This is a genomic window from Phaeovulum sp. (genome assembly GCF_030684035.1).
Lineage (GTDB): Bacteria > Pseudomonadota > Alphaproteobacteria > Rhodobacterales > Rhodobacteraceae > UBA6213.
Window position 1 is genome coordinate 20,625 of the sequence record NZ_JAUXPI010000062.1, and the last position, 23,615, is coordinate 44,239.

The 23,615-nt window shown below is 65.7% G+C and carries 20 protein-coding genes and 1 tRNA gene; 10 read left to right on the top strand and 11 right to left on the bottom strand.

Going from position 1 to position 23,615, the window contains the following annotated elements:
- Position 1: 1 nt before the first annotated feature.
- The 10 genes from hydA to ccmI form a co-directional block, all read right to left on the bottom strand.
- Positions 2-1,453 (bottom strand): dihydropyrimidinase, encoded by a 1,452-nt coding sequence (hydA, locus tag Q8J98_RS14035; RefSeq protein WP_305294920.1) that lies wholly within the window; start codon positions 1,451-1,453, stop codon positions 2-4.
- 85 nt (positions 1,454-1,538) lie between these two features.
- Positions 1,539-2,789: a Zn-dependent hydrolase gene (locus Q8J98_RS14040; RefSeq protein ID WP_305294921.1), complete on the bottom strand. Its 1,251-nt coding sequence runs from the start codon at positions 2,787-2,789 to the stop codon at positions 1,539-1,541.
- Between the two features lie 191 nt (positions 2,790-2,980).
- A complete protein-coding gene (locus Q8J98_RS14045; protein ID WP_305294922.1) occupies positions 2,981-4,615 on the bottom strand; it encodes an NAD(P)-binding protein in 1,635 nt (544 codons plus the stop codon).
- Positions 4,612-5,631, bottom strand: coding sequence for a thiamine pyrophosphate-dependent enzyme (locus Q8J98_RS14050; RefSeq protein WP_305185729.1), 1,020 nt, complete (start codon positions 5,629-5,631; stop codon positions 4,612-4,614). Before Q8J98_RS14050 ends, Q8J98_RS14045 begins: the two co-directional genes overlap by 4 nt.
- Positions 5,628-6,899 (bottom strand): transketolase C-terminal domain-containing protein, encoded by a 1,272-nt coding sequence (locus Q8J98_RS14055; RefSeq protein ID WP_305294923.1) that lies wholly within the window; start codon positions 6,897-6,899, stop codon positions 5,628-5,630. Before Q8J98_RS14055 ends, Q8J98_RS14050 begins: the two co-directional genes overlap by 4 nt.
- Positions 6,896-7,489, bottom strand: a complete 594-nt coding sequence (locus Q8J98_RS14060) for a 2-oxoacid:acceptor oxidoreductase family protein (protein ID WP_305294924.1) — start codon at positions 7,487-7,489, stop codon at positions 6,896-6,898. Before Q8J98_RS14060 ends, Q8J98_RS14055 begins: the two co-directional genes overlap by 4 nt.
- Before the next feature lie 422 nt (positions 7,490-7,911).
- Positions 7,912-7,988 (bottom strand) — tRNA-Arg (locus Q8J98_RS14065).
- 69 nt (positions 7,989-8,057) lie between these two features.
- Positions 8,058-8,291, bottom strand: coding sequence for a DUF1289 domain-containing protein (locus Q8J98_RS14070; RefSeq protein ID WP_305294925.1), 234 nt, complete (start codon positions 8,289-8,291; stop codon positions 8,058-8,060).
- On the bottom strand, positions 8,288-8,764 hold the full coding sequence (gene ruvX, locus Q8J98_RS14075) for a Holliday junction resolvase RuvX (RefSeq protein ID WP_305294926.1): 477 nt from the start codon (positions 8,762-8,764) through the stop codon (positions 8,288-8,290). Before ruvX ends, Q8J98_RS14070 begins: the two co-directional genes overlap by 4 nt.
- Complete coding sequence (gene ccmI, locus Q8J98_RS14080; protein WP_305294927.1) at positions 8,761-10,278, bottom strand: c-type cytochrome biogenesis protein CcmI; 1,518 nt, start codon at positions 10,276-10,278, stop codon at positions 8,761-8,763. Before ccmI ends, ruvX begins: the two co-directional genes overlap by 4 nt.
- Positions 10,279-10,497: 219 nt before the next feature.
- Here ccmI and Q8J98_RS14085 point away from each other — a divergent pair, with 219 nt between their 5' ends.
- The 10 genes from Q8J98_RS14085 (at position 10,498) to Q8J98_RS14130 (ending at position 21,065) form a co-directional block, all read left to right on the top strand.
- Entirely contained in the window at positions 10,498-11,745 is a 1,248-nt protein-coding gene (locus Q8J98_RS14085; protein ID WP_305294928.1) for a sarcosine oxidase subunit beta family protein, read from the top strand.
- Between the two features lie 127 nt (positions 11,746-11,872).
- Complete coding sequence (locus Q8J98_RS14090; protein WP_305185736.1) at positions 11,873-12,031, top strand: hypothetical protein; 159 nt, start codon at positions 11,873-11,875, stop codon at positions 12,029-12,031.
- 75 nt (positions 12,032-12,106) lie between these two features.
- Positions 12,107-12,430, top strand: coding sequence for a sarcosine oxidase subunit delta (locus Q8J98_RS14095; RefSeq protein ID WP_305294929.1), 324 nt, complete (start codon positions 12,107-12,109; stop codon positions 12,428-12,430).
- Positions 12,427-15,408: a sarcosine oxidase subunit alpha family protein gene (locus tag Q8J98_RS14100; RefSeq protein WP_305294930.1), complete on the top strand. Its 2,982-nt coding sequence runs from the start codon at positions 12,427-12,429 to the stop codon at positions 15,406-15,408. The genes Q8J98_RS14095 and Q8J98_RS14100 overlap by 4 nt, the downstream gene beginning before the upstream one ends.
- Entirely contained in the window at positions 15,401-15,961 is a 561-nt protein-coding gene (locus tag Q8J98_RS14105) for a sarcosine oxidase subunit gamma (RefSeq protein ID WP_305294931.1), read from the top strand. Before Q8J98_RS14100 ends, Q8J98_RS14105 begins: the two co-directional genes overlap by 8 nt.
- A 129-nt stretch (positions 15,962-16,090) precedes the next feature.
- Positions 16,091-17,755: a putative transporter gene (locus tag Q8J98_RS14110; protein ID WP_305294932.1), complete on the top strand. Its 1,665-nt coding sequence runs from the start codon at positions 16,091-16,093 to the stop codon at positions 17,753-17,755.
- An 85-nt stretch (positions 17,756-17,840) separates the two neighbouring features.
- Entirely contained in the window at positions 17,841-18,920 is a 1,080-nt protein-coding gene (locus Q8J98_RS14115; protein WP_305294933.1) for an FAD-binding oxidoreductase, read from the top strand.
- A 61-nt stretch (positions 18,921-18,981) separates the two neighbouring features.
- Positions 18,982-19,326 (top strand): carboxymuconolactone decarboxylase family protein, encoded by a 345-nt coding sequence (locus Q8J98_RS14120; RefSeq protein WP_305185742.1) that lies wholly within the window; start codon positions 18,982-18,984, stop codon positions 19,324-19,326.
- A gap of 234 nt (positions 19,327-19,560) precedes the next feature.
- Positions 19,561-20,094: a hypothetical protein gene (locus Q8J98_RS14125; protein ID WP_305294934.1), complete on the top strand. Its 534-nt coding sequence runs from the start codon at positions 19,561-19,563 to the stop codon at positions 20,092-20,094.
- Between the two features lie 236 nt (positions 20,095-20,330).
- Positions 20,331-21,065 carry a hypothetical protein gene (locus Q8J98_RS14130; RefSeq protein WP_305294935.1) on the top strand — a complete coding sequence of 245 codons (735 nt, stop codon included), beginning with the start codon at positions 20,331-20,333 and terminating at the stop codon, positions 21,063-21,065.
- A 55-nt stretch (positions 21,066-21,120) separates the two neighbouring features.
- On the opposite strand, the gene Q8J98_RS14135 is transcribed toward Q8J98_RS14130, so the two are convergent.
- Positions 21,121-23,607, bottom strand: coding sequence for an FAD-dependent oxidoreductase (locus Q8J98_RS14135; protein ID WP_305294936.1), 2,487 nt, complete (start codon positions 23,605-23,607; stop codon positions 21,121-21,123).
- Positions 23,608-23,615 lie beyond the last annotated feature (8 nt).

A 23,615-nucleotide genomic window follows, 5' to 3' on the forward strand; every position in this document is an offset into this window, starting at 1 on the left:
TTCAAACCCCGCTCGCCGGAATGCCGCCACGCTGCACCGGCCTCGGTGCTGTCAGTTCCTTCCAGGTCGACAGCGCGGCATTCACCGCCTGCCCCGGCGCGCGCGGCACGAATGCGCCATGGCCTTCCTCGGTCTGCACCTTGCCCTCGCTCACCGCCAGCTTGCCGCGGGTCAGCGTGTAGCGCGGCAGGCCCGTCACCTCTTTGCCCTCGAACACGTTGTAATCGATCGACGATTGCTGCGTCTTGGCACTGATGGTCTTGCTCGCCGCAGGGTCCCAGACCACGATATCGGCATCTGCCCCCACCAGAATCGCGCCCTTCTGCGGGTAGCAGTTGAGGATCTTGGCGATGTTGGTCGAGGTCACCGCCACGAATTCGTTCATGGTGATCCGCCCGGTGCGCACCCCATGCGTCCAGAGCATCGGCATCCGGTCCTCAAGGCCGCCGGTGCCGTTCGGGATCTTGGTGAAATCGCCCTTGCCGAACCGCTTTTGCTCGGTGGTAAAGGCGCAGTGATCGGTCGCCACCACCGAGAGGCTGCCCGATTGCAGCCCTGCCCAGAGGCTGTCCTGATGGTGTTTGGAACGGAACGGCGGCGACATCACGCGCCGCGCCGCATGGTCCCAATCGGCGTTGAAATATTCGCTTTCATCGAGTGTGAGGTGCTGAATCAGCGGCTCGCCCCAAACCCGCTTGCCCTGCTGGCGGGCGCGGCGAATGGCCTCGTGGCTGTCCTCGCACGAGGTATGCACCACATAAAGCGGCACCCCGGCCATGTCGGCTATCATGATCGCGCGGTTGGTCGCCTCGCCTTCCACCTGCGGCGGGCGGGAATAGGCATGCGCCTCGGGGCCGGTATTGCCTGCGGCCAGCAATTGCGCAGAAAGTTCCGCCACCACATCGCCGTTTTCGGCATGCACCAGCGGCAGCGCGCCGAGGGCGGCGCAACGGCGGAAGCTCGCGTAAAGCTCATCGTCGTTGACCATCAAGGCACCCTTGTAGGCAAGGAAATGCTTGAAGGTGGTGATGCCGCGGTCCACCACCTCGGCCATCTCGTCGAACACCTGCTGCCCCCACCATGTCACCGCCATGTGGAAGGAATAATCGCAATTGGCCCGCGTGGACTTGTTGTCCCACATCTTCAGCGCGTCCATCAGCCCCTGACCGGGCGAGGGCAGCGCGAAATCCACCACCATCGTGGTGCCCCCCGCCAAGGCCGCGCGGGTGCCGGATTCGAAATCATCGCTCGAATAGGTGCCCATGAACGGCATTTCGAGGTGCGTATGCGGATCGATCCCGCCCGGCATGACATAGCAACCCGTGGCGTCGAGCACCTTTGCCCCTGTGAGCCCCTGCCCGATCGCGGCAATCCGCCCGGCCTCGATCAGCACATCGGCTTTGTAGGTGAGGTCAGCGGTGACGATGGTTCCGTTCTTGATGACAGTCGACATCGGCTTCTCCCTGTTCGCAGCCTGCGCTGCTTCTTCTTCGTCCAAATACCCCGGGGGTCCGGGGGCAGCGCCCCCCGGCCTCGCCTCAGGAAACAACCTCCGCCGTCTCCAGCACCGCGTGCAGCAGCACATCGACGCTTTTCGACGCCCAGTCCGGGCTGATCTCTTCCGCCTCGTTGTGGCTCAGCCCATCGACGCAGGGGCTCATGATCATCGTGGTCGGATAGACGCGGTTGATCCAGCAGGCGTCGTGGCCTGCGCCCGAGATGATGTCCATGTGGCTGTAGCCGAGCTTTTCCGCCGCCGCGCGCACGCGGCCGACCAGTACCGGATCGAAGGCCGGCGGGTTGAACTGGCCGACGATTTCACTTTCAAAGCTCAGCCCCAAGGCCTCGCAAATGCCCGGCGCGCGGGCGTTCAATTCGGCCACCATGCCCTCGAGCGTGTCCAACTCGTGGCTGCGGAAGTCGATGGTGAACACCACCTTTTCGGCGATGATGTTGCGCGAGTTGGGGTAGACGTCGATATGCCCGATGGCGCCCACCGCGTTTGGCTGGTGCTTCATGGCGATCTCGTGCACGAGTTCGGTGATCTGCGCGAGGCCCCGCCCCGCGTTGCGGCGCATCCGCATTGGCGTGCTGCCGGTGTGCTGGCCCTTGCCCACCACCGTGCATTCGATCCAGCGCAGCCCCTGCCCGTGGGTGACCACGCCGATCTCCTTGCCCTCGGCTTCAAGGATCGGCCCCTGTTCGATGTGCAGCTCGAACATTGCATGCATCTTGCGCGCACCAACCTTTTCGCTGCCGACCCAGCCGATGCGCTTCAGCTCGTCGCCAAAGCTCAGGCCCTTGGCATCCTTGCGGGAATAGGCGAAGTCCTGATCGATCACCCCGGCAAACACCCCCGAGGCGAGCATGGCGGGGGCAAAGCGGGTGCCCTCTTCGTTGGTCCAGTTGGTCACCACGATCGGGTGGCGGGTCTTGATGTTCAGATCATTGAGCGTGCGGATCACCTCGAGCCCGCCAAGCACCCCAAGCACGCCGTCATATTTGCCGCCGGTCGGCTGGGTGTCGAGGTGGCTGCCGACATAGACCGGCAGCGCATCGGGGTCGGTGCCTTCGCGGCGGGCGAACATTGTGCCCATCTCGTCCACACCCATGCGCAGCCCCGCCGCTTCGCACCAGCGTTGAAACAGCGCGCGACCCTCGGCGTCGGCGTCGGTCAGGGTCTGGCGGTTGTTGCCTCCGGCGATGCCGGGGCCGATCTTCGCCATTTCCATCAGGCTGTCCCAGAGGCGCGCGCCATCGATCCGCAGGTTTTCACCCGGTGCTGTCATAGCCGATCTCCCTGTTGCGCGGAGGTCTCGGTGCCCCCTGTCGCGAATCTTTTTCTGACCGTATGGTCAAGATGCAGCGCAGCACAATGGCAGCGCCCGGTCAACGGAATTCTGGGCAGGCCCGGCCACCGCGCAGACTGCGCCCAGAGGTGCCGCAGCGCCAAGAAAAACCGCCCGAAACGCGGGCGGTCTCAGCCTTCTTCGCGCACCATCTCGATCGCGCCGCAAGGGCATTCCGAGGCGCAGATGCCGCAGCCCTTGCAATAGTCGAGGTTGATCTCGAAGCGCAGTCCGGGGCCAAGCTTGATCACCGCGTTGTCGGGGCAGACGCCATAGCAGTTGTCGCATTCAAAGCAGTTGCCGCAGCTCAGGCAACGGCGCGCCTCGAAAAGCGCGGTCGCCTCGGTCAATCCGCCCTGCACCTCGTCAAAGCTCGAAGTGCGCCGGGCGATGTCAAGCTGCGGACGCAGGGTCTTTGGCGCGTCGGAGTAATACCAGGGGTTCAGCCGTTCAAAGCCTGCAAGTGGTTTTGCCACCTTCGGGGCCAGCACCTCGCCCTTCAGCCAGGCGTTGATATTGCGCGCGGCGCGCTTGCCGTGACCAATTGCCACGGTCACGTTGCGCGTTCCCGGTGCCATGTCGCCGCCCGCGAACAGCCCCGGGTAGCCGGTCATCTGCGTTGCGGGATCGACCTGCACCACGCCATCCTCGGCCACCAGCCCCGGCACGCCTTGCAGCAGCGACATGTCCACATCCTGCCCGAGCGCCAGCACCAGGCTGTCGGTATCGAGCGTTTCGAACTCGCCGGTCGGTTGCGGCATGCCGTCGGCATCGAGCACCATCTTCTCGATCGTCAGCTTGCCGCCCTCGGCCCCGGTGATGGTCGAAAGCCATTTCACCTTGACGCCTTCCTCCAGCGCCTCCTCCAGTTCGAAGTCATGCGCGGGCATCCGCTCGCGGGTGCGGCGATACACGATGATCGCCTCGGTCGCGCCAAGGCGGCGGGCGGTGCGCGCCACATCAATCGCGGTATTGCCGCCGCCATAGACGACCACGCGCCGCCCCAGCATCGGCGGTTCGGCCCCTTCCATCGAGCGCAGCACCGCGACCGCATCGAGAATATGCGCCGAATCCTTGGCCGGAATGAAGGCGCGCTTGGCGATATGCGCGCCGATTGCCAGATAGGCGGCATCGGCCGCGACATCGCGCATGCTGGCCAGAATGTCGGAGACCTTTTCGCCATAGCGAAATGCCACGCCGAGTGCCGCGATCCGCGCCACCTCGGCATCCAGCACATCGCGCGGCAGCCGGTATTTCGGAATGCCGAAACGCATCATCCCGCCCGGGGCCTCGCCAGCCTCGATCACCGTGACGCGGTGCCCCATGCGGCGCAGATGAAAGGCGGCCGAAAGACCCGAAGGCCCTGCCCCGACCACCAGCACATGCTTGCCGCTTTCGGCCCCGGGCGCGGCAAATTGCCAGCCCTGTTTCAAGGCCTCGTCGCCCAGGAACCGCTCGACCGAGTTGATGCCCACGGCGGCGTCAAGCTTGCCGCGGTTGCACACCCCTTCGCAGGTATGATAGCAGACCCGCCCCATGATCGCGGGAAACGGGTTTTCGCGCGCAAGGTGCCGCCAGGCGGTTTCGTAATCGCCGCCCTCGGCGTGAAAAAGCCAGCCCTGAATATCCTCGCCCGCAGGGCATTCGGCATTGCAGGGCGGCAGATGGTCCACATAGACCGGGCGCTCGGTGCGCCATGCCCCGGTCTTGTTGGCCAGCGACGAGCCGGGGTCGAGCGTGATCGCAAAAGGCTTTTTCATGCTCATGCCGCACTCTCCTCGGCCAGAAGGCCGAACCGCTTGATGTTCTTGTCGGCCATCGCCTGTATGCGGGCGATGGTTTCAGGGTGGCCGCCTGCCCCGAACAGATGCGCGAAGCGTTTCTGCAACCGCAGATATTCGTCCACCGGCACCGGGCGGCGGATCTTGGTAACCGAGGTGATTTCGCCGTTCTCCGCCTCGAAGACCGGGAAGAGCCCGGTCTCGCGCGCCAGTCGTGCCAGCCGGATGGTATCGCAGCTTGCCGCGCCCCAGCCCAGCGGGCAGGGCACGAACACATGCAGATAGCGCGCGCCATGCAGGCGCATCGCCTTTTCGACCTTGGCTTCCAGATCGTGCAGGTCCGCCACGGTGGCGGTGGCGACGTAGGGAATTTCATGCGCCACCGCGATCAGCGGCACGTTCTTGCCCTTGCCGAATTCCGCGCCCGGCTCTGGTCCAAGCGGCTGCGTGGTGGCGGTGCGCGCGGCAGGTGGCGTCGCCGATGACCGCTGCACACCGGTGTTCATGTAGCCTTCGTTGTCGTAGCAGATGTAGAGCACGTCATCGTTGCGCTCGAACATGCCGCTCAGGCAGCCAAAGCCGATGTCGGTAGTGCCGCCGTCGCCGCCCTGCGCGATCACCCGCGTGGTGGCCTGCCCCTGCCCGGCCTTCAGCGCCTTGACCTTCAGGGCTGCCGCAATGCCCGATCCGACCGCAGCGGCGTTGCCAAAGAGCGAATGCAGCCAGGGCAGTTGCCACGAGGTTTCTGGGTACGGCGTCGAAAACACCTCAAGGCAGCCGGTCGCGTTGGCGGCGATAAGCTGGCCGTCGGTCGCGCGCATCGCCGCATCGACCACATAGCGCGCGCCCAGCGCCTCGCCGCAGCCCTGACAGGCGCGGTGGCCGGAGTTGAGCGAGTTGTCGCGCGCCTCGGAACTTTGCACGCTGCGCTGGCCTTCCGGCAGCAGCCGGTTGCCCACGGTGAATGTGCCGGTCTGATAGAACTTGATCGGTTGCGTCATGGCTGGGCCTTTCCAGCGGTTGTGGGGCGTGCGCCGGAGCCGATGTCGCGCAGGAGGTTCTCGGCAATCGGCCCCGAGCGGCGGGTAGCGGCCTCGCGGGCAAGGTGCCGGTTGACGATGTCCCAGTCGAGATCGAGAAAGGTGAGGTTTTTCAGCTCGTCAGCCACGGCCAGCCGCAGCACGCGCAAGAGCGAGTCCTGCGTGATCGGCCTGCCGCCAAGACCCGCGACCACGGTGTAGCCACGCACATGAATGCGCACCATCGCCAGCCGCACGTCGGTTGAAACGATGCCGCCAAGCCCGACCGCGAAGCTTTTTTCCAGCACCACCACCCGCGCCGTGCGCGCCAGTGCCGCGCGCACCGCCGCCATCGGGAACGGCCGGAAGCAGCGGATCGAGAGCACGCCGATCTTCACCCCCTCGGCGCGCATCGTGTCGATGGTTTCCTCCAGCGTGCCCACCACCGAGCCGAGTGCGACCACGATGGTTTCGGCATCCTCGATGCGGTAGCCGCGCACCAGCCCGCCGGCATCGCGGCCGAACGCCTCCTTGAATTCGGCGGCTATCTCGGGAATGCGGTCAAGCGCCATGGTCTGCTTGGCATGGGCGAGGTAGCGCACTTCCATGAACGCTTCCGGCCCCACCATCGCGCCAATCGAGACCGGCTCGGCGGGGTCAAGCACCTGGCGCGGTTCATAGGGCGGCAAAAACGCATCGACCTGCGCCTGATCGGGCATATCGACCTGCTCATAAGCGTGGGTCAGGATGAAGCCATCCATGCACACCATCACCGGCATCGACATCTCCTCGGCCAGCTTGAAGGCCTGGATGTGCAGATCCAGCGCCTCCTGATTGCTTTCGGCAAAAAGCTGGATCCAGCCGCAATCGCGCTGGCTCATCGAATCACTGTGGTCGTTCCAGATGTTGATCGGCGCGCCGATGGCCCGGTTCGCCACCGTCATCACGATCGGCAGGCCAAGGCCCGAGGCGTTGTAAACCGCCTCGACCATGAACAGAAGGCCCTGGCTTGCGGTCGCGGTATAGGTGCGCGCGCCCGCGGCCGAGGAACCGATTGCCACGCTCATCGCGGCAAATTCGCTTTCGACATTGAGAAACTCGCAAGGGGCAAGATCGCCCGCCTTCACCAGTGCCCCCAGCCCTTCGACGATATGCGTCTGCGGCGAGATCGGATAGGCGCAGATCACCTCGGGGCGGCACAGCGCCACCGCTTCGGCTACCGCTTGCGAGCCTTCGGTTTGCTTGATCATGCCCCCGCCTCCTTGGCTGCCGCCAGCAGCGCATGGGCCTCGGTTGCGGCGGCGATGTTGCGCGCCGCCACCTCGCCCTTGAACTTGTGGCCGATGGCATGCACCACCGCTTCCAGCGAAATCATCCCCGTCATCGCCGCAAAGCCGCCCAGCAGCACCGCATTCGGCAGCGGTCGGTGCAGGTGCTTCATTGCGATCTCGGTGGCGGGCAGCGTGACCAGATGCCCAGCAGGCAGCCGCGCCGCCATTTCGCCCAGGCCCATCTCTTCGGCGCTCTTGCGGCTGTTGATCAGCACATGGCCATCCGGCTTCAGCCCCAAAAACACGTCGATCTGTTGCAAGAGATGCGCATCTTGCACGATCAGCACATCCGGCGCGAGGATCGGCTCGCGCAGCCTGATCGGCTTGTCGTCGATACGGCAGAAGGCCACCACCGGCGCGCCGGTGCGCTCGGAGCCGAACGAGGGGAAGGCCTGCGCATAGCGGCCCTGCTCGAACGCCGCGATCGAGAGCATTTCGGCGGCCGTAACCACCCCCTGCCCGCCGCGGCCATGAATGCGAATCTGTAGAATGGGACTGTCCCCCGTCATGTTAGCGCCCATCAGCGCGCGCCCGAGAGAGATTGCGCAGGATGGTTTTCGGCACCTTGACATGGATCATTTGGCATCCATTCGGTCGCCGGCGCATCATTTTGCTTGCCTGCCCGGCCCCACCCGCCACGCCGCCCACAGCAACGCACGCACATCGCCAGCCCGTGGCCCGCAGCCCCAGATCGGACGGCGTGGCAGCACGACTCAGCGCCCGCGAATCCCCGATCAGCGGATGCGCACCGAGCAACGGTCCTCGTCACCACTGCCCGGAAGCTATTGCTGCCGCAAATGATCCCGGCATGCGACCAGGCCGGAACGCCGCGCCACTTCCATTCCTCCACAACCTCGAAGGCGGCCTCGCAGATCGTCGCGGCGCACGGCAGGTGGGCGACCAGAACCGCGCCGATGATCTTGGGGGAAACTGGTGCACCCGGCGCGATTCGAACGCGCGGCCTCTGCCTTCGGAGGGCAGCACTCTATCCAGCTGAGCTACGGGTGCCTCGGCGCTGCTATAGCCAAATCACGCGCCGCCTGCAACACGGCACCGTGCGAAAACGCTGGCGGCGGTTCAGCCTTTTGCGACCCTGCCGGCGCTGCCGCCCTGCCGCCGGGTCAGTCGCGGTGCGCGGGCGGGCAGATCGGCCAGCACCGCGCGCCGCGCGTCGGGCGAAAGCTGCGACCACGAGGCAATCTCGGCAAGGCTGCGCAGGCAGCCGATGCAAAGCCCCTCGGTCGGATGCATCACGCAGGTTTTCACGCAGGGGCTCTGCGGTTCGTCGCGGGCCCAGACATCATCGCTCATGCCGCACCTGCGATATTGCGCAGCCGGTCAAGCGCGCCTTGCAGGATGTAGCCCGCGGCAACATGGTCGATCACCTCGGCGCGGCGCTTGCGCGAGGTGTCGGCCTCCAGCAGCGCGCGCTCGGCGGCAACGGTCGAAAGCCGCTCGTCCCAATAGCCGATCGGCAGATCGGTCAACCGAGAAAGGTTGCGCGCAAAGGCGCGGGTCGATTGGCAGCGCGGGCCTTCGCTTCCGTCCATGTTCAGCGGCAGGCCGAGGATGATGCCCTTCAACTCGCGCTCGGCCACCAGCCGCAGCAAGGCCGCCGCATCAAGGGTAAACTTCTCGCGCCGGATCGTGGTCAGCGGCGAGGCAACCTGACGCAGCCCGTCGGAAACCGCGAAACCGATGGTCTTGGTGCCGAGGTCCAACCCCGCCAGCCCGCCCGCGCGCGGCAGGGCGGCGGCGAAATCGGCCAGCGTTTCGCAGATCATTCGGCAACCCCGGCGGCCACGGCGGCGGCGCGGATGGCGGCCAGATCATCGGGCTTGTCGCCATAGGCGGCCCCGGCCAGAGCCCACTTCGCCCGCGCCTCTTCGGTGCGGCCCAGCGTTCCCAGCGCGCGGATCAATTGCGCCCATTCGGCGGCCGAGCCGCCCTGGGCGTCCAGCCGCTCGGAAAGCCGCCCCACCATGGCGTCGATGAAACCTGCCTGCTCGTCGGGCGAAAGCGAAGCCGCGTTGGCAATGTCGCCCGCTGTCGGTCCCCGAGGTGCCGCAACGCCCCCCGGCAAGCCTGCTCCTGCCGCCGCATCGGAAACCAGCGCCAGATCGGCGGGCCGGTCGGCAAAGACCCGTTGCGCTTCTTCCCAGATCGCTGCCGCGCGCGCGCTGTCGCCCAAAAGCCCCTGCGCCGCGATCAGCCGCGCCCATTCGTCGGCGGTGCCGCCGCTTGCCGCCATCTGCGCCATCAGCGCCTCGGTCGGCCCGCGCAACAGCGCCACCCGCGCATCGGGTGCCAGCGCCGCCGCCGCCGCAAGCATCTCGGCGCTCGGGCCAGCCATGACCGGGTCGGGAGCCACATAGCCGGTCTCGCCCGCAAGCCAGGCGAGGTCGTTGATGGAGCGGCGGATCGGCGCGATCCAGGGTGCCGTCTCGGGGCCGCGCGCCAAGAGCGCCGACCAGATCACGAAGGTCCGGTCGGGGCGGTCAAGCTGCGCCATCATCAGCCCCATGTAATAAAGCGCGATGCCGTTGCCCGGGTCATTCGCCAAGATGTCGCCCAGCAATTCCTCGATCTCGGGGGTTATGGTGCCGGCGGCCGCGCCGATCATCATCTCTGCCAGGGCCACATGGTCCTCGACCGTCGCCGTCTCGCCCTTGAGCGCGATCAGGCGGCGCTGCAAGGTCCAGGCTTCGTGGTAATTGCCCAGCAACGCCTCGTTGCGCGCCAGCAGTTCCAGGCCGACCGGATCATCGGGGCGCTCCTGCACGGCGGCGCGCAACCGCTCCATCAATGCCACGAACTGCGCATCGGGCGCGGGTGCCGCGCCGTGCCGCGCGGCTGCCGCCGCTTCGGCTTCCGCCTGCGAGGGGCGCGAGTCATAGGCCAGTTCGGCAGCCTCGAGCCGCGCCTTCAGCGGCAGGTCCGGGTAGCCCGGCGCACCAAAGCTCTGATATACCCCGAACGCTGCCGCCAGCACCACGACTACCGCAACCGCGCCGCCAAGGGTCGCCGCAATCGGCGCGCTGCCTGCCGTAACGCTGCCCCGCGCCGCACGGTCCGCCTCCAGCAACCGCCGCGAAATCTCCAGCCGCAGCCGCTCGGCCTCATCGGTGCCTATCACGCCCCGCGCCAGTTCGGCCTCAACCCCGCGCAACTGATCGCGGTAAACGCCAAGGTCCTGCGCCGCACCCGTCTGCGATGCCGCGCCACCACGCCAGAGCGCCAGCAGCATGAGCAGCGCGATAGCGGCCACCAGCGTGGCAGTCAGAATCCAGAACAGCATCAGGTGGTCCTTTCGGTTGGGCACCATTTAGGGCGAGATCGCGGCAAGCAAAACCCCCCAGCCGCGCCCGGGCACCATGCCGCAGCCGCGATGTCGCATTTTTCCCCATTATGCCGCTTGAGCGCGGCTTGCGCTGGCTGAATCGGTCCATCAGATTCGCAACGACCGGGTGCCGGGCGAGAATCGCCTTGGTCCCCATGGGCCACGGGAGTACGCGGCATGAGACGCTATTCGGTTTTCGCCGTGGCCCGCGAGGCACTGCGTTTTCATGCGGGCTGGGGCCGCGCCTGGGCCGCGCCGGAACCGAAACGGAAATACGACGTGATCGTGGTCGGCGCGGGTGGCCACGGGCTTGCCACCGCCTATTACCTCGGCCGCAACTTCGGCATCCGCAATGTCGCGGTGCTTGAAAAGGGCTGGCTCGGCGGCGGCAACACCGGGCGCAACACCACCATCATCCGCTCGAACTACCTGCAAGACCCCTCGGCGGCGATCTACGAAAAGGCCCGCTCGCTTTTTGAAACCCTGAGCCAGGAGCTGAACTACAACGTCATGTTCAGCCCGCGCGGGCTTTTGATGCTGGCGCAGACCGAACATGAGGCGCGCGGCTACAAACGCACCGTGCATGCCAACGCGCTGCAAGGCGTGCAAACCGAATACATCGATGCCGCCCGCGTCAAGGCACTGGTGCCGATCATCAATATCGAAGGCCCTCGCTACCCGGTCCTGGGCGCGCTCTATCAGGCTCGCGGCGGCACCGCGCGCCACGATGCCGTGGCCTGGGCCTATGCCCGCGCCTGTTCCGACATGGGCATGGACATCATCCAGAACTGCGAAGTCACCGGCGTGCGCTCGGCTGGCGGCAAGGTGCAGGGGGTTGATACCTCGCGCGGTTCCATCGATTGCGACAAGCTCGCCATCGTGGTGGCGGGCAATTCCTCGGTGCTGGCCGAAATGGCGGGCTTCCGGCTGCCGATCGAAAGCCTCGCGCTGCAAGCCCTGGTGTCGGAACCGATCAAGCCGGCGATCGACGTGGTGGTGATGGCCAACACCGTGCACGGCTACATGAGCCAAAGCGACAAGGGCGAGTTGGTGATCGGCGGCGGCACCGACGGCTTCAACAACTACACCCAGCGCGGATCGTGGCACCATGTCGAGGAAACCGTGCGGGCACTGGTGGAAACCTTCCCGATCATCTCGCGCCTCAAGATGATGCGAAGCTGGGGCGGCATTGTGGACATGACCGGCGACCGCTCGCCGATTCTCTCGGCCACCCCCTTGGGCAACTGCTTCGTCAACTGTGGGTGGGGCACCGGCGGCTTCAAGTCGATCCCCGGTTCCGGCTGGGCAATGGCGGAACTCATTGCCAAGGGCGCGCCCGGCCCGCTGGCCGCCGAATTCGGCCTCAACCGCTTCCGCGAGGGGCGGTTCATTGATGAGAGCGTGGCGGCGGGGGTGGCGCATTGACCCGCATGGCGCTTCTTCTTTGCGCAAATACCCCGGGGGTCCAGGGGCAGCGCCCTCGGCCTTGCGGGAACCAAATCCGGCCTTCGCGTGTTGTGCTGTCGTACACAACAGCAGCGGAGAGCGCATCATGGCATTCGACACTTCCAACAAGACGGCAACCGGCTTCATCCTCGGTGCCATCGCCGTGGTTTTGGGCGGCGTGGTCTGGTATCTCGTCACCGACGGCGATCTCTTTGGCCGCAACGAGGCGACCATCACCATTCAGGTGCCCGACGTGCTTCGCTAGCACCCGCCGCGCCGTAGCAATCCCGCCAGCCGGGGGCCTTGCCGCCCTCGGCCTTGGCATGTCCGGAGCCATTCCATGCTGACCCTCACCTGCCCCTGTTGCGGCGTGGCTGCCGAGGAAACCGAACTCGCCCCCGGCGGCGAGGCGCATCTGAAACGTTTCGGCCCCGGCGCATCCGACGAAGATTTCGAAGGCTACCTCTTCGCCCGCAAGAACCCCAAAGGCGTTCACTTCGAACGCTGGCGCCACGCCATGGGCTGCGGCAAGTGGTTTCTCGCGGCGCGCTGCACCGCCACGCTTGAGGTGTTCGGCACCTACAAGGCGCAATCGCCGGAACCACCGCCCGAAATCATCGCCGCGATCAAGGCCAGACGCCCCGACTGGAAGGGTTATTCATGAGCACCCGTCTTGCCACCGGCGGCCGCCTGATCGACCGCTCAAAGCCGTTGAGTTTTACCTTTGACGGCCGCAGCCTCGGCGGCTTCGCGGGCGACACGCTTGCTGCGGCACTTCTGGCCAATGACCAGATGCTGATCGGCCGCAGCTTCAAATACCACCGCCCGCGCGGCATTCTCGCCTCGGGTGTCGAGGAACCGAACGCGCTTGTCGGCCTCGGACAGGGGCCGCGTTTCGAGCCGGACCAACGCACCACCACCACCGAGCTTTTTGCCGGTGCCGCGACGGTCAGCCAGAATGCCTGGCCAAACCTCGATCTCGATATCGGCGCGCTCAACAACCTCGCCTACCGCTTTCTGCCCGCAGGATTTTACTACAAGACCTTCATGTTTCCGCGGTTCGCTTGGAAGCACCTCTTTGAACCGGTGGTGCGGCTTTCCGCAGGTATTGGCCGGGTGCCGAAAGACCGCGATGCCGACCGCTACGAACAGGCCTATGATTTCACCGATGTGCTGGTTGTCGGTGGTGGTGTCGCGGGCCTTGCGGCAGCACTTGCCGCAGCAAAGGGTGGCCAGCGCGTGCTGGTGCTGGAACAGACAGCGCATTGGGGCGGCCGCGCCCCGGTCGATGGCATCGCCATAAACGGCATGCCTGCCGATGCCTGGGTCGCCGAGACCGTCGCCAGCCTCGCCGCGCTGCCCAATGTCACTTTGCGCCGCCGCACCATGGCAGCGGGGGTCTATGACCACGGTTATGTCGTGGCGCAGGAAGCGGTTGCCGACCACCTGCCCGGCGCCGATCTGCCGCGCCACCGGCTTTGGCGCATCCGCGCCGGTCGCATCATCGCCGCCACCGGCGCGATCGAGCGCCCGCTGGCCTTTGCCGGAAACGATATCCCCGGCGTCATGCTCGCCAGCGCCGCGCGCGATTATGTGGTGAACTGGGCGGTAAGCCCCGGCGACCGCACCGTGATCGTCACCAACAACGACGATGCCTACCGCACCGCGCTTGCCCTGCATGATGCGGGCCTCGTGGTGCCCGCCATTCTCGATGCCCGCGCCAAAGCTGCGGGCGAACTGCCCGCATTGGCCCGCGCCCGCGGCATCCGCGTGCTCGAAGGCCGCGGCATCGCCAGGGTCAAGGGCGGCAAACGGGTGAAGGCGGTCGAGGTCTGCGCCCAGGCGGGCGAAGGCGCGGTGTTGGAAACCATCGCCTGCGATTGCGTGGCAATGTCGGGGGGCTTTTCGCCGGTCGTGCATCTTTATTCGCAACCGGGCGGCAAGCTCGTTTGGGATGCCGCAAACGGCATGTTCACCCCCGACCCCGCCCGGGCACCTACCGGAGCCGATGGCAAGCCCTTCGTCACCTGCGCCGGGGCCGCTTCGGGGGCCTTGCAGGCCGCCGATGCCCTCGCCGATGCGCATGCCGCAGGCGGCGGCGAGGCGGCGCAAGCACCACGGGCCGAGGCCGCGGCCGAGGCCCCGATGCAACCGGTCTGGATGATGCCGCAGGGCGCACCGGCCAAACTGCGCTTCAAGATGTGGCTCGATTTCCAGAACGACGTGAAGGTTTCCGACGTTCAGCTTGCCGCCCGCGAAGGGTATGAAAGCGTGGAGCATACCAAGCGCTACACCACGCTCGGCATGGCCTCGGACCAGGGCAAGATGAGCAATATCAACGGCCTCGCCATTCTTTCCGATGCGCTTGGCCAGCCGATACCGGCGACCGGCACCACCACCTTCCGCCCGCCCTATGCGCCGATCTCGTTCGGGGCCATCGCCGCCGAGGCGCGCGGCGAGATTTTCCAGCCGCTCCGCCGCACCCCGATGCACGACTGGCACGCGGCCGCGGGCGCGCATTGGGAACCCGTCGGCCTCTGGCGGCGGCCCTACTGCTACCCGCGCGGTGGCGAAAGCCACAGCCAGGCAGTTAACCGCGAGGTCACCAACACCCGCCAGAACCTTGGCCTGCTCGATGCCTCGACGCTCGGCAAAATTCTCGTCAAGGGCCCCGATGCCGGGCGCTTTCTCGACATGCTCTATACCGGCGTCATGTCCAGCCTGCCGGTGGGTAAATGCCGCTATGGCCTGATGTGTTCGGAAAACGGCTTCCTTATCGATGACGGCGTGGTGGTGCGGCTGGCCGACGACGCATGGCTTTGCCACACCACTTCGGGCGGGGCCGACCGCATCCACGCGCATATGGAAGACTGGCTGCAATGCGAATGGTGGGATTGGCAGGTTTACACCGCGAACCTCACCGAGCAATTCGCGCAAGTCGCCGTGGTCGGGCCCAATGCCCGCAAGCTTCTGGAACGGCTCGGCGGCATCGATGTCTCGAAAGAGGCGCTGCCGTTCATGGCTTTTACCGAAGGTACACTTGCTGGCATTCCCGCCCGCATCTTCCGCATCTCCTTTTCCGGCGAGCTTAGCTACGAGGTTGCGATTCCCGCCAGCCACGGCCTTGCCTTCTGGAAGGCCTGCCTTGCCGCCGGGGCCGATCTTGGCCTGATGCCCTACGGCACCGAGGCGCTGCATGTGATGCGGGCCGAAAAGGGCTTCATCATGATCGGCGATGAAACCGACGGCACGGTGATCCCGCAAGACCTCGGGCTTGGCTGGGCGATCTCGAAGAAAATGCCCGACTACCTCGGCAAGCGCGCGCAGGAACGCAGCCATATGACCAACCCGGAGCGCTGGAAGCTGGTCGGCCTCGAAACCCTTGATGGCTCGGTGCTGCCCGATGGAGTGCTCGCACCCGCGCCGGGGGCAAACCCCAACGGCCAGCGGGCAACGCAGGGCCGGGTCACCTCCACCTATTTCTCGCCAACTCTGGGCTGCGGCATCGCCATGGGCCTGGTCCGGCGCGGCCCGGAGCGGATTGGCGAGGTGCTCGAATTCGTGGCGGCGGGCAAGTCCATTCCGGCGCGCATCTGCGATCAGGTCTTCTACGACAAGAGCGGGGAAAAACAGAATGTCTGAACCGATCAGCGCTCTTGCCGGAAAAAACGCAGAAGGCTTTGCGCGTGTCAGCGAAGCGGGTCTTCAGGGTATGATAACCCTGCGAGGCAATCTGGCCTCGGCCGCGCTCGCGGCGGCGGTAAAGGCCGCCACCGGCTGCGCCCTGCCCGGCAACCGCGGCATTCACACCAAGGCTGGCAAGGCTGCCGCCTGGATGAGCCCTGACGAGCTGCTGTTGCTGGTGCCATACGGAGAAGCCGAGGCCACCGCCGCCGCGCTGGAGGCGGCGCTCGCCGGCGAGCACGCGCTTGCGGCCAATGTCTCCGACGCCCGCGCGCTGTTTCGCGTTTCCGGGGCCAAGGCCGATCAGGTGGCAATGAAGCTCTGCCCCGTCGATTTCGCGCGCCTGCCGCAGGGCGAGATCCGCCGCACCCGCGCCGCGCAGGTGGCCGCCGCGCTCTGGCGCTCTGCCCCGGACGAAATCAGCCTCGTCTGCTTTCGCTCGGTCGCGGGCTATGTGTTCGACCTGCTGGCAATCTCGGCGCGGACCGGCAGCGAACTCGCCCCCGCCTGACCCCGGACGGGGCAAAACCTGCCTGCCCCGGCAACAGCGCCAGAATTGTTGCGCGCCACCATCAGAGCATTTGTTTTTCGCCGCCCCGGGGTTTAACAGAGGGGCCGGGGGGGCTGAGCGAGACGGCCCATGAGCGATATCGGTTTTTCCATCCTTCTGCTTTCGCTTGTTGCCGTTCTCGGCCTGATGATCGGCGCGCTGCGCATCAGGGGTGTCGGCCTCGGCATCGGCGGCGTGCTTTTCGGCGGAATTCTGGTCGGTCACTTCGTCGCGCAGGGCGGCTGGGAGATCAACCAGAGCGCGCTGCATTTCATCAAGGAATTCGGCCTGATCCTGTTCGTCTATTCGATCGGCAATCAGGTCGGCCCGGGTTTTTTCGCCTCGCTGCGCCGCGCCGGGCTTCGGCTCAACGCGCTGGCGGCTATGATCGTGCTCCTCGGCGGGCTGACGACGCTGGCGCTGCATTTCGGCTTCGGGGTCGCGCCCGAAATTCTGCTCGGGGTCTATTCAGGGGCGGTCACCAACACCCCCTCGCTTGCCGCCGGACAGCAGATCCTTGCCGAGCTTGGCCAACCCGCGACCAGCACCAGCACCCTAGGGCTTGGCTATGCCATGGCCTATCCCTTTGGCATTCTTGGCATTCTGCTTTCAATGTGGCTTTTGCGCATTGGCTTTGGCATTCTCGTTCCAGCCGAAGCGGCGGCCTATGAGAGCGACAGCGGGGCCGGGCATGGCGGGCTGCTTTCGGCCAATGTGGCGGTGCAGAATGCCAATATCGACGGCATCACCTGCGCCGAACTGGCCGGGCTGATCGGCAGCGAGGTGATCTGTTCGCGGCTGAAATCTGGCGGCGCGCTGCGGGTGCCCGGCCCCGAGGTTCGCCTCGCGGCGGGCGATGTGCTGCATCTGGTCGGCTCCAACGCCGCAGCGCTGCACCGGGCGACGCTGATCGTCGGTGCAGAGGTGGCGGAATCGCTTTCCACCAAAGGCACCGGCTTTCGTTCGGAGCGCGTGGTGGTCACCAGCGAGGCGGTGCTTGGCAGGCGGCTTGCCGATCTGCTGCTGGAAGCGCATGGAAATGTGGTGATCTCGCGGCTGCACCGCGCCGGGGTGGACCTTGTGGCGCGGCCGGGGTCGGTGGTGCAATTCGGTGACATCCTCAATATCGTCGGGCCGGGGGACGAGATCGACCGGATGGCGGCACGGCTTGGCAACGCCTCGGCCAAGCTCAATCAGGTGCAGATGTTGCCGATCTTCATCGGCATCGGGCTTGGCGTTCTGCTGGGCTCGCTGCCGATCCCGTTTCCGAACCTGCCCGCGCCGCTGCGGCTCGGGCTTGCGGGGGGGCCGCTGATCGCGGCAATCCTGTTGGCGCGGCTTGGCAGTTTCGGGCGGCTTTACTGGTTCATGCCGCCAAGCGCCAACCTGGCGCTGCGTGAAATCGGCATCGTGCTTTTTCTCGCGGTGGTCGGGCTCGATTCGGGCGCAGGCTTTGTTGCCACGCTGACCGGCGGCAGCGGCCTTGCCTGGATCGGCTATGGTGCCGCGATCACCCTGATCCCGCTGCTCAGCGTCGGCTATTTCGCGCGCCGGGTGCTGCGGATGAACTACCTGACGCTTTGCGGCCTCATGGCAGGCTCGATGACCGACCCGCCCGCACTGGCCTTTGCCAATGGCGTTTACCCCGGATCGGGCGCGCCTGCGCTTGCCTATGTCACGGTCTATCCGGCGGTAATGTTCCTGCGCATACTCTCGCCGCAGATCATGGCGATCATCCTTCTGTTCGGCATCTGAGCGCGCGCTAATCCGGTGCCGGGTCTGCAAGGGAAGGCCCGAACGCCCCTTTCGCCCGCCGCGCGGCCGTGCCAATCTTGCGCCCATGACACAGGATTTTCTCATCATCGGCGGCGGTATAGCCGGGGTTTCGGCGGCGGCGCGGCTGGCGCATCTGGGCCGCGTCACGCTTCTCGAGGCCGAGCCGCATCTGGCCCACCACGCCTCGGGTCGCTCAGCGGCGCTGTTTGAGCCGCGCTATGGTCTGGCCCCGGTGGTGGCGCTTTCCTTTGCCTCCGAAGACCATCATCGCCACGCGAACGGCGGCGTGCTCAGCCCGCGCGGGTTGATGATTGTCGCCAAGGCCGACGAGGCGGAAACCTTTCGCGCCGATGTTGCGGCCATGGGCCTTGCCCGGATTTCGCCTGCCGAGGCGCGGGCGCTGGTGCCGATCCTCAACCCCGAGACCCTGGCCTTCGCCGCCCATGCCGACCACGCCTGGGACATTGACACCGACCTGCTGATCCAGAATTTCGCCCGCGAGGCGCGCGGCCTGGGTGCCGAAATCCTGACCGGCGCGCGGGTCACCGGCATTACCCGCACCGCTTCGGGCTGGGAGGTTGCCACCGCGAAGGGCCAGCATGCGGCGCGGATACTGGTCAATGCCGCCGGTGCCTGGGTCGATGAGGTGGCAGCAATGGCCGGGCTCGCCCCGCTTGGCTTCACCCCCTTCCGCCGCTCGATGGCGCGCATTCCGGCCCCGGGCGGGCAGGATGTCGCGCGCTGGCCGATACTGTTTGGCTGTGGCGAGGCCTGGTATGCCAAGCCCGACGCGGGCGCGCTGATCGTCTCGCCCGCCGAAGAGCATCTGATGGCCCCGCACGACGCCTGGGCTGACGACATGGTGCTTGCCGAGGGCCTCGCGCGCTATGAGGAAATGGTGACAGAACCGGTGACGCGGGTGCTTGCCAACTGGGCGGGGCTGCGCACCTTTGCCCCCGACCGGGTGCTGGTGATCGGCCCCGATCCGCGCGACCCCGGCTTTTTCTGGCTCGCCGGGCAAGGCGGCTATGGTTTTCAGACCGCCCCGGCCGCCAGCCAGCTTGCCGCCGACCTGATCGCAGGCAGCCCCACCGCGCTTGACGCCGCGACCGTCGCCGCGCTTTCACCGGCGCGGCTTGTATAAACATTCATACTCCTGCATATAACGGCGAGACTCATCCGAACCTCGCTGGCAGGAGAATGCGATGGAATACCAAGGCGAACTTGATGCGCTGCGCGCCGAACTGCGCGTGCTCTACAAACTGATCCCCGAACCGACCAAGGGCTTTGGCGCGCTTTCAAAGGCGGTCAAGGAAGGCGGCGCGCTCGGCATCAAGGAAAAGGAATACGTCGCCCTTGGCATCGCGGTGGCGCAGCGCTGCCAGCCCTGCATCAACCTGCATGTTGAAGCGTTGATGAAATACGGTGCCAGCCGCGAAGAACTTGGCGATGTGCTTGCCATGGCGTTGCAGATGGGCGGCGGACCGGCGCTGATGTATGCCGCCCACGCGCTCGCCTGCTGGGATGAGCTTGCCGCCAAGGCGGCCTGATTGCACTTTGCGGCACCCCAAACACCCTCGCCAAGGTCTTGCGCGGGGGTGTTCACCTGAATGTGCATTTCTCGGGCGCATTTGACACAATCCTGTTTGTGCAATATTTGCAAGGGCTTATCTCATTTTGCAGGCCGCAAGGGAATTTTGCCCGCCGCGACGGATCGCGGCTTCCATGCCGTTTCATGCATGTGTGAGGCACAATGCCCCACGCCAGAAACCGGGATCACAATCATGAAACGCATCACCACCCTCACCGCCATTCTCGCCCTGACTGCCAGCGCCGCGCTCGCGCAAGAGCCCTTTGTTGCGGGGGCCGAGTTCATGCTCAACTGGGATATGGACGGCGACGGTCAGGTTACCCTGGCCGAAGCCACCGAGCGGCGCGAGTCGATCTTCTACATGTTCGACCTTGACGGCAACGGCGTGTATTCCGCCGACGAACTGGCCGGGATCGACGAACACAAGGCGCTTGAGGCCGAGCTTGGCAAGGGTGCCGGGCAAGCAGGCAATGCCGCTGCGGCAGGCCATGTGCCTGGACAGGGCGCGGGGCAGAACGCGGGCCAGACGGTCGGCGGCGGGCAGGCCGCAAAGGGAACTTCCACCGAGCTGACCGGCACCGCGGCCGAGATCCTGATGTTTGACGCGGACGCAAACGGCGTCATCACGATGGAGGAATTCCTCGCGGGAACCGGCATGTGGCTGGCGCAACGCGACCTCAATGGCGATGCGGTAATCACTCTGGCGGATTTCGGGCCGGGTCTGTGATTCCACCTGGACCGAAGGGCAAGGGGGCGGTGCCTGGGCACCGCCCCCTTCGCTTTGGGCAGGGGTTCACAAAGCTGTGTCGAAAATACTGATATTTTGCGATTTTCACCTAACTTATTGTTTTACGGTATTTTTTTCAATTTCCGCATTTGAAATGTGGTTTTCGGCACGCAACGGAAATCGGGTCGTATGCCGTTTCATGGATGTAACCAACCACCAACCGAAGGGATCCTGAAATGAAACGCTTCGTCACCCTCACCGCCATCGTCGCACTCGCCTCTGGCATGGCTTTCGCGCAAGATGCGACCACGGCAGTCTTTACCCCCGGGCAAGATTTCATGCTCAACTGGGATCTGGACGGCGACGGTCAGGTGACCCTTGCCGAGGCCACCGAACGGCGCGAGTCGATCTTCTACATGTTCGACCTTGACGGCAACGGCATGTATTCCGCCGACGAATTGATCGGCATCGACGAACACAAGGCGCTTGAGGCCGAGCTTGGCCGCGGGGTTGGCCAAGGCCGCAACGGGCAGGCGCGGGCGTCGATGCAGACGAACACGCAACTGCCTGGCCAGCTTCCGGCCCGCGGCGGGCGTCAGGGGGGCGGGCGCGGCTACAGCCAGACCATGCAGCAGCCAGGCGTTGCTGGCCAGCAGCCGGGCGTGATGGGCCGCGGCGGCTATGCGCAGCGGCCGGGCGTGGTCGGGCAGGTGCCAGGCGTGATTGACCCAACCCTGCGCCATCAGCCCGGCACGCAAGGCATTGCGACAGCGGGCGGCGCGCGCGGTGCCAACCTGACCGACCTCGCGACAATCGGCACCGCGAAGGAGATCCTGATGTTTGACGCCGATTTCAACGGCATCATCACCCAGACGGAATTCCTCAACGGCACCCCCGCGTGGTTCGCGCAGCGCGACCGCAACGCCGATAGGGTGATCACCACCGCCGATTTCGGTAACGGCCGCTTCTGATTGATCTGCCAGAATACCCACGGGCGGTGCCTCGGCACCGCCCTTTTCATTGGCCCTACCCGTCAGCCCGGATACGCGCGTTTTCAGGGTCGTGCGGGCTGTCTTCGGTGACCACCGCATCCCATTCCCGCCGCAGGATCTTCACCTTTAGCCGGGTGCCGGGGGCGGCGAGGTCGGGGCGCACATAGCCCATGCCGATCTGGCGCCCGAATGCCACCGAATACCCGCCCGAGGTCAGCCGCCCGACCTTTTCACCGTTCAGAAGCAACGCCTCCTTGCCCCAGGGATCGGTATCCTCCGGCCCATCGATCAGCAGCGTCACGCATTTTGCGCGAATGCCGGTGGCAAGCATCGCCGCCTTGCCCTGAAACCCCTTGCCAAGGTCCACAAAGCGGTCAAGCCCCGCCTCAAGCGGTGTCGCATCGCGCCCAAGCTCGGTGCCAAAGGCGCGGTAGCTTTTTTCCTGCCGGAGCCAGTTCTGCGCCCGCGCTCCGACAAGCTTCAGCCCATGCGCCTCGCCTGCCTGCATGAGCAGGTCAAAGAGGTAATTCTGCATCTCTACGGGGTGGTGCAATTCCCATCCCAGCTCGCCCGTATAGGCCACCCGGATCGCCCGCACCGGGCACATGCCAAGCTCGATGTTGCGCATCGACAGCCACGGGAAACGCTTGTTGCGCAGCACCGTGTCGGGGTCGGCATCTTTCACCACCTCGCGCAAGATCGCCCGCGCCTTTGGCCCGGCGAGTGCGAAAACACCCCATTGCGTGGTGACATCGTGAATGTCGATGTGGCCGAACTCGGCGGCCTTGTCCTCGGCGCATTTTGTCAGGTAGTCGCCATCGTAGGCGGTCCATGCCCCGGCAGAGATGATGTAGTATTCATCGGCCCCGAGCCGCACGATGGTGTATTCGGTGCGCGTCGTGCCGGTGGGCGTCAGCGCATAGGTCAGGTTGATGCGGCCCACGGCGGGCAGTTTGTTGGTGGTGAACCAGTCAAGAAACGCGGTCGCGCCGGGGCCGCGCACCAGGTGCTTGGTGAAGGCGGTGGCATCGATCAGGCCTGCGGTCTCGCGGATGGCCTTTGCCTCGGCAACCGCATATTGCCACCATCCGCCACGCCGGAAACTGCGTGAAGAATGATCGTCAAACCCAAGTGGCGCATAGTAATTCGGCCTGTCCCATCCGTTCACCTGACCAAACTGCGCGCCCCGCGCCTTCTGGCGGTCATAGGCGGGCGAGGTGCGCAGCGGGCGGCAGGCGGGGCGCTCCTCGTCGGGGTGGTGCAACACGAAGACATGCTCATAGCATTCCTCGTTCTTGCGCGCCGCATATTCGGTGGTCATCCAGGACCCGTAGCGTTTGGGGTCAAGGCTGGCCATGTCGATCTCGGCCTCGCCCGCGACCATCATCTGCGCGAGGTAATGGCCGGTGCCCCCGGCGGCGGTGATGCCGAACGAAAACCCTTCCGCCAGCCACATGTTGCGCAGGCCCGGTGCAGGGCCGACCAGCGGGTTTCCATCCGGCGTGTAGCAGATCGGGCCGTTGAAATCGTCCTTCAACCCGACGCTTTCCGACGAGGGCAGGCGGTGGATCATGCTCAGGTATTCCGTCTCGATCCGCTCCAGATCGAGCGGAAAGAGATCGGCGCGGAAACTGTCGGGCACGCCATAGGCAAACCGCGCCGGTGCACCGCGCTCATAAGGCCCGAGTATCCAGCCGCCGCGTTCCTCGCGCACATACCATTTCGCATCGGCGTCGCGCAGCACCGGGTGCTCCGGGTTCGCCTTGCGCCATTCGACCAGCATCGGGTCAGGCTCGGTGACGATGAACTGATGCTCGACCGGAATCGCCGGGATCTTGATCCCCAAGAGCCGCGCCGTGCGCTGCGCGTGGTTGCCGGTGGCGGTCACCACATGCTCTGCCCTGATCTCGAAGGTTTCGGGCGTTTCCACCAGGTTGCCGCCCTTTTCCGCCATGTGGCAGAGCGTCACCAGCCATTCCGACCCGGTCCAGCGGTAACCTTGCACCTGCACCTTGCGCAGGATCTCGGCCCCATGCTGGCGCGCGCCCTTGGCCATTGCCTGGGTCACGTCAGCGGGGTTGATGTAGCCATCCTGCGGGTGAAAGAGCGCGCCCAGAAGGTCATCCGTGCGCACCAGCGGCCAGCGCGCCCTGATCTCGGCGGGGGTCAGAAACTCGTGATAGACCCCGGCGGTTTCAGCCACCGACGAATAGAGCATGTATTCGTCCATCCGCGCAGCGGTCTGCGCCATGCGCAGGTTGCCCACCACCGCGAAACCAGCGTTAAGCCCGGTTTCCGCCTCCAGCGCCTTGTAGAAATCGACCGAGTATTTGTGAATATGCGTGGTCGCATAGCCCATGTTGAACAGGGGCAGCAGCCCGGCCGCGTGCCAGGTCGAGCCCGAGGTCAGCTCATCCCGCTCAACCAGCAGCGTTTCCCACCCGGCTTTCGCCAGATGGTAGGCAATGCCGCAGCCAACAGCGCCGCCGCCGACGACCAGGGCTTTCACATGCGTCTTCATCGCGTCGA

Bases quoted from the DNA above. Each gene is read 5' to 3' on its own strand.
- Q8J98_RS14135 (WP_305294936.1), bottom strand. From the start codon at position 23,607: ATGAAGACGCATGTGAAAGCCCTGGTCGTCGGCGGCGGCGCTGTTGGC.
- Q8J98_RS14110 (WP_305294932.1), top strand. From the start codon at position 16,091: ATGAGCGATATCGGTTTTTCCATCCTTCTGCTTTCGCTTGTTGCCGTT.
- Q8J98_RS14105 (WP_305294931.1), top strand. From the start codon at position 15,401: ATGTCTGAACCGATCAGCGCTCTTGCCGGAAAAAACGCAGAAGGCTTT.
- ccmI (WP_305294927.1), bottom strand. From the start codon at position 10,278: ATGCTGTTCTGGATTCTGACTGCCACGCTGGTGGCCGCTATCGCGCTG.
- Q8J98_RS14115 (WP_305294933.1), top strand. From the start codon at position 17,841: ATGACACAGGATTTTCTCATCATCGGCGGCGGTATAGCCGGGGTTTCG.
- Q8J98_RS14045 (WP_305294922.1), bottom strand. From the start codon at position 4,615: ATGAGCATGAAAAAGCCTTTTGCGATCACGCTCGACCCCGGCTCGTCG.
- Q8J98_RS14095 (WP_305294929.1), top strand. From the start codon at position 12,107: ATGCTGACCCTCACCTGCCCCTGTTGCGGCGTGGCTGCCGAGGAAACC.
- Q8J98_RS14090 (WP_305185736.1), top strand. From the start codon at position 11,873: ATGGCATTCGACACTTCCAACAAGACGGCAACCGGCTTCATCCTCGGT.
- Q8J98_RS14050 (WP_305185729.1), bottom strand. From the start codon at position 5,631: ATGACGCAACCGATCAAGTTCTATCAGACCGGCACATTCACCGTGGGC.
- Q8J98_RS14040 (WP_305294921.1), bottom strand. From the start codon at position 2,789: ATGACAGCACCGGGTGAAAACCTGCGGATCGATGGCGCGCGCCTCTGG.
- Q8J98_RS14085 (WP_305294928.1), top strand. From the start codon at position 10,498: ATGAGACGCTATTCGGTTTTCGCCGTGGCCCGCGAGGCACTGCGTTTT.
- Q8J98_RS14100 (WP_305294930.1), top strand. From the start codon at position 12,427: ATGAGCACCCGTCTTGCCACCGGCGGCCGCCTGATCGACCGCTCAAAG.
- Q8J98_RS14060 (WP_305294924.1), bottom strand. From the start codon at position 7,489: ATGACGGGGGACAGTCCCATTCTACAGATTCGCATTCATGGCCGCGGC.
- Q8J98_RS14125 (WP_305294934.1), top strand. From the start codon at position 19,561: ATGAAACGCATCACCACCCTCACCGCCATTCTCGCCCTGACTGCCAGC.
- Q8J98_RS14070 (WP_305294925.1), bottom strand. From the start codon at position 8,291: ATGAGCGATGATGTCTGGGCCCGCGACGAACCGCAGAGCCCCTGCGTG.
- Q8J98_RS14120 (WP_305185742.1), top strand. From the start codon at position 18,982: ATGGAATACCAAGGCGAACTTGATGCGCTGCGCGCCGAACTGCGCGTG.
- hydA (WP_305294920.1), bottom strand. From the start codon at position 1,453: ATGTCGACTGTCATCAAGAACGGAACCATCGTCACCGCTGACCTCACC.
- Q8J98_RS14055 (WP_305294923.1), bottom strand. From the start codon at position 6,899: ATGATCAAGCAAACCGAAGGCTCGCAAGCGGTAGCCGAAGCGGTGGCG.
- ruvX (WP_305294926.1), bottom strand. From the start codon at position 8,764: ATGATCTGCGAAACGCTGGCCGATTTCGCCGCCGCCCTGCCGCGCGCG.
- Q8J98_RS14130 (WP_305294935.1), top strand. From the start codon at position 20,331: ATGAAACGCTTCGTCACCCTCACCGCCATCGTCGCACTCGCCTCTGGC.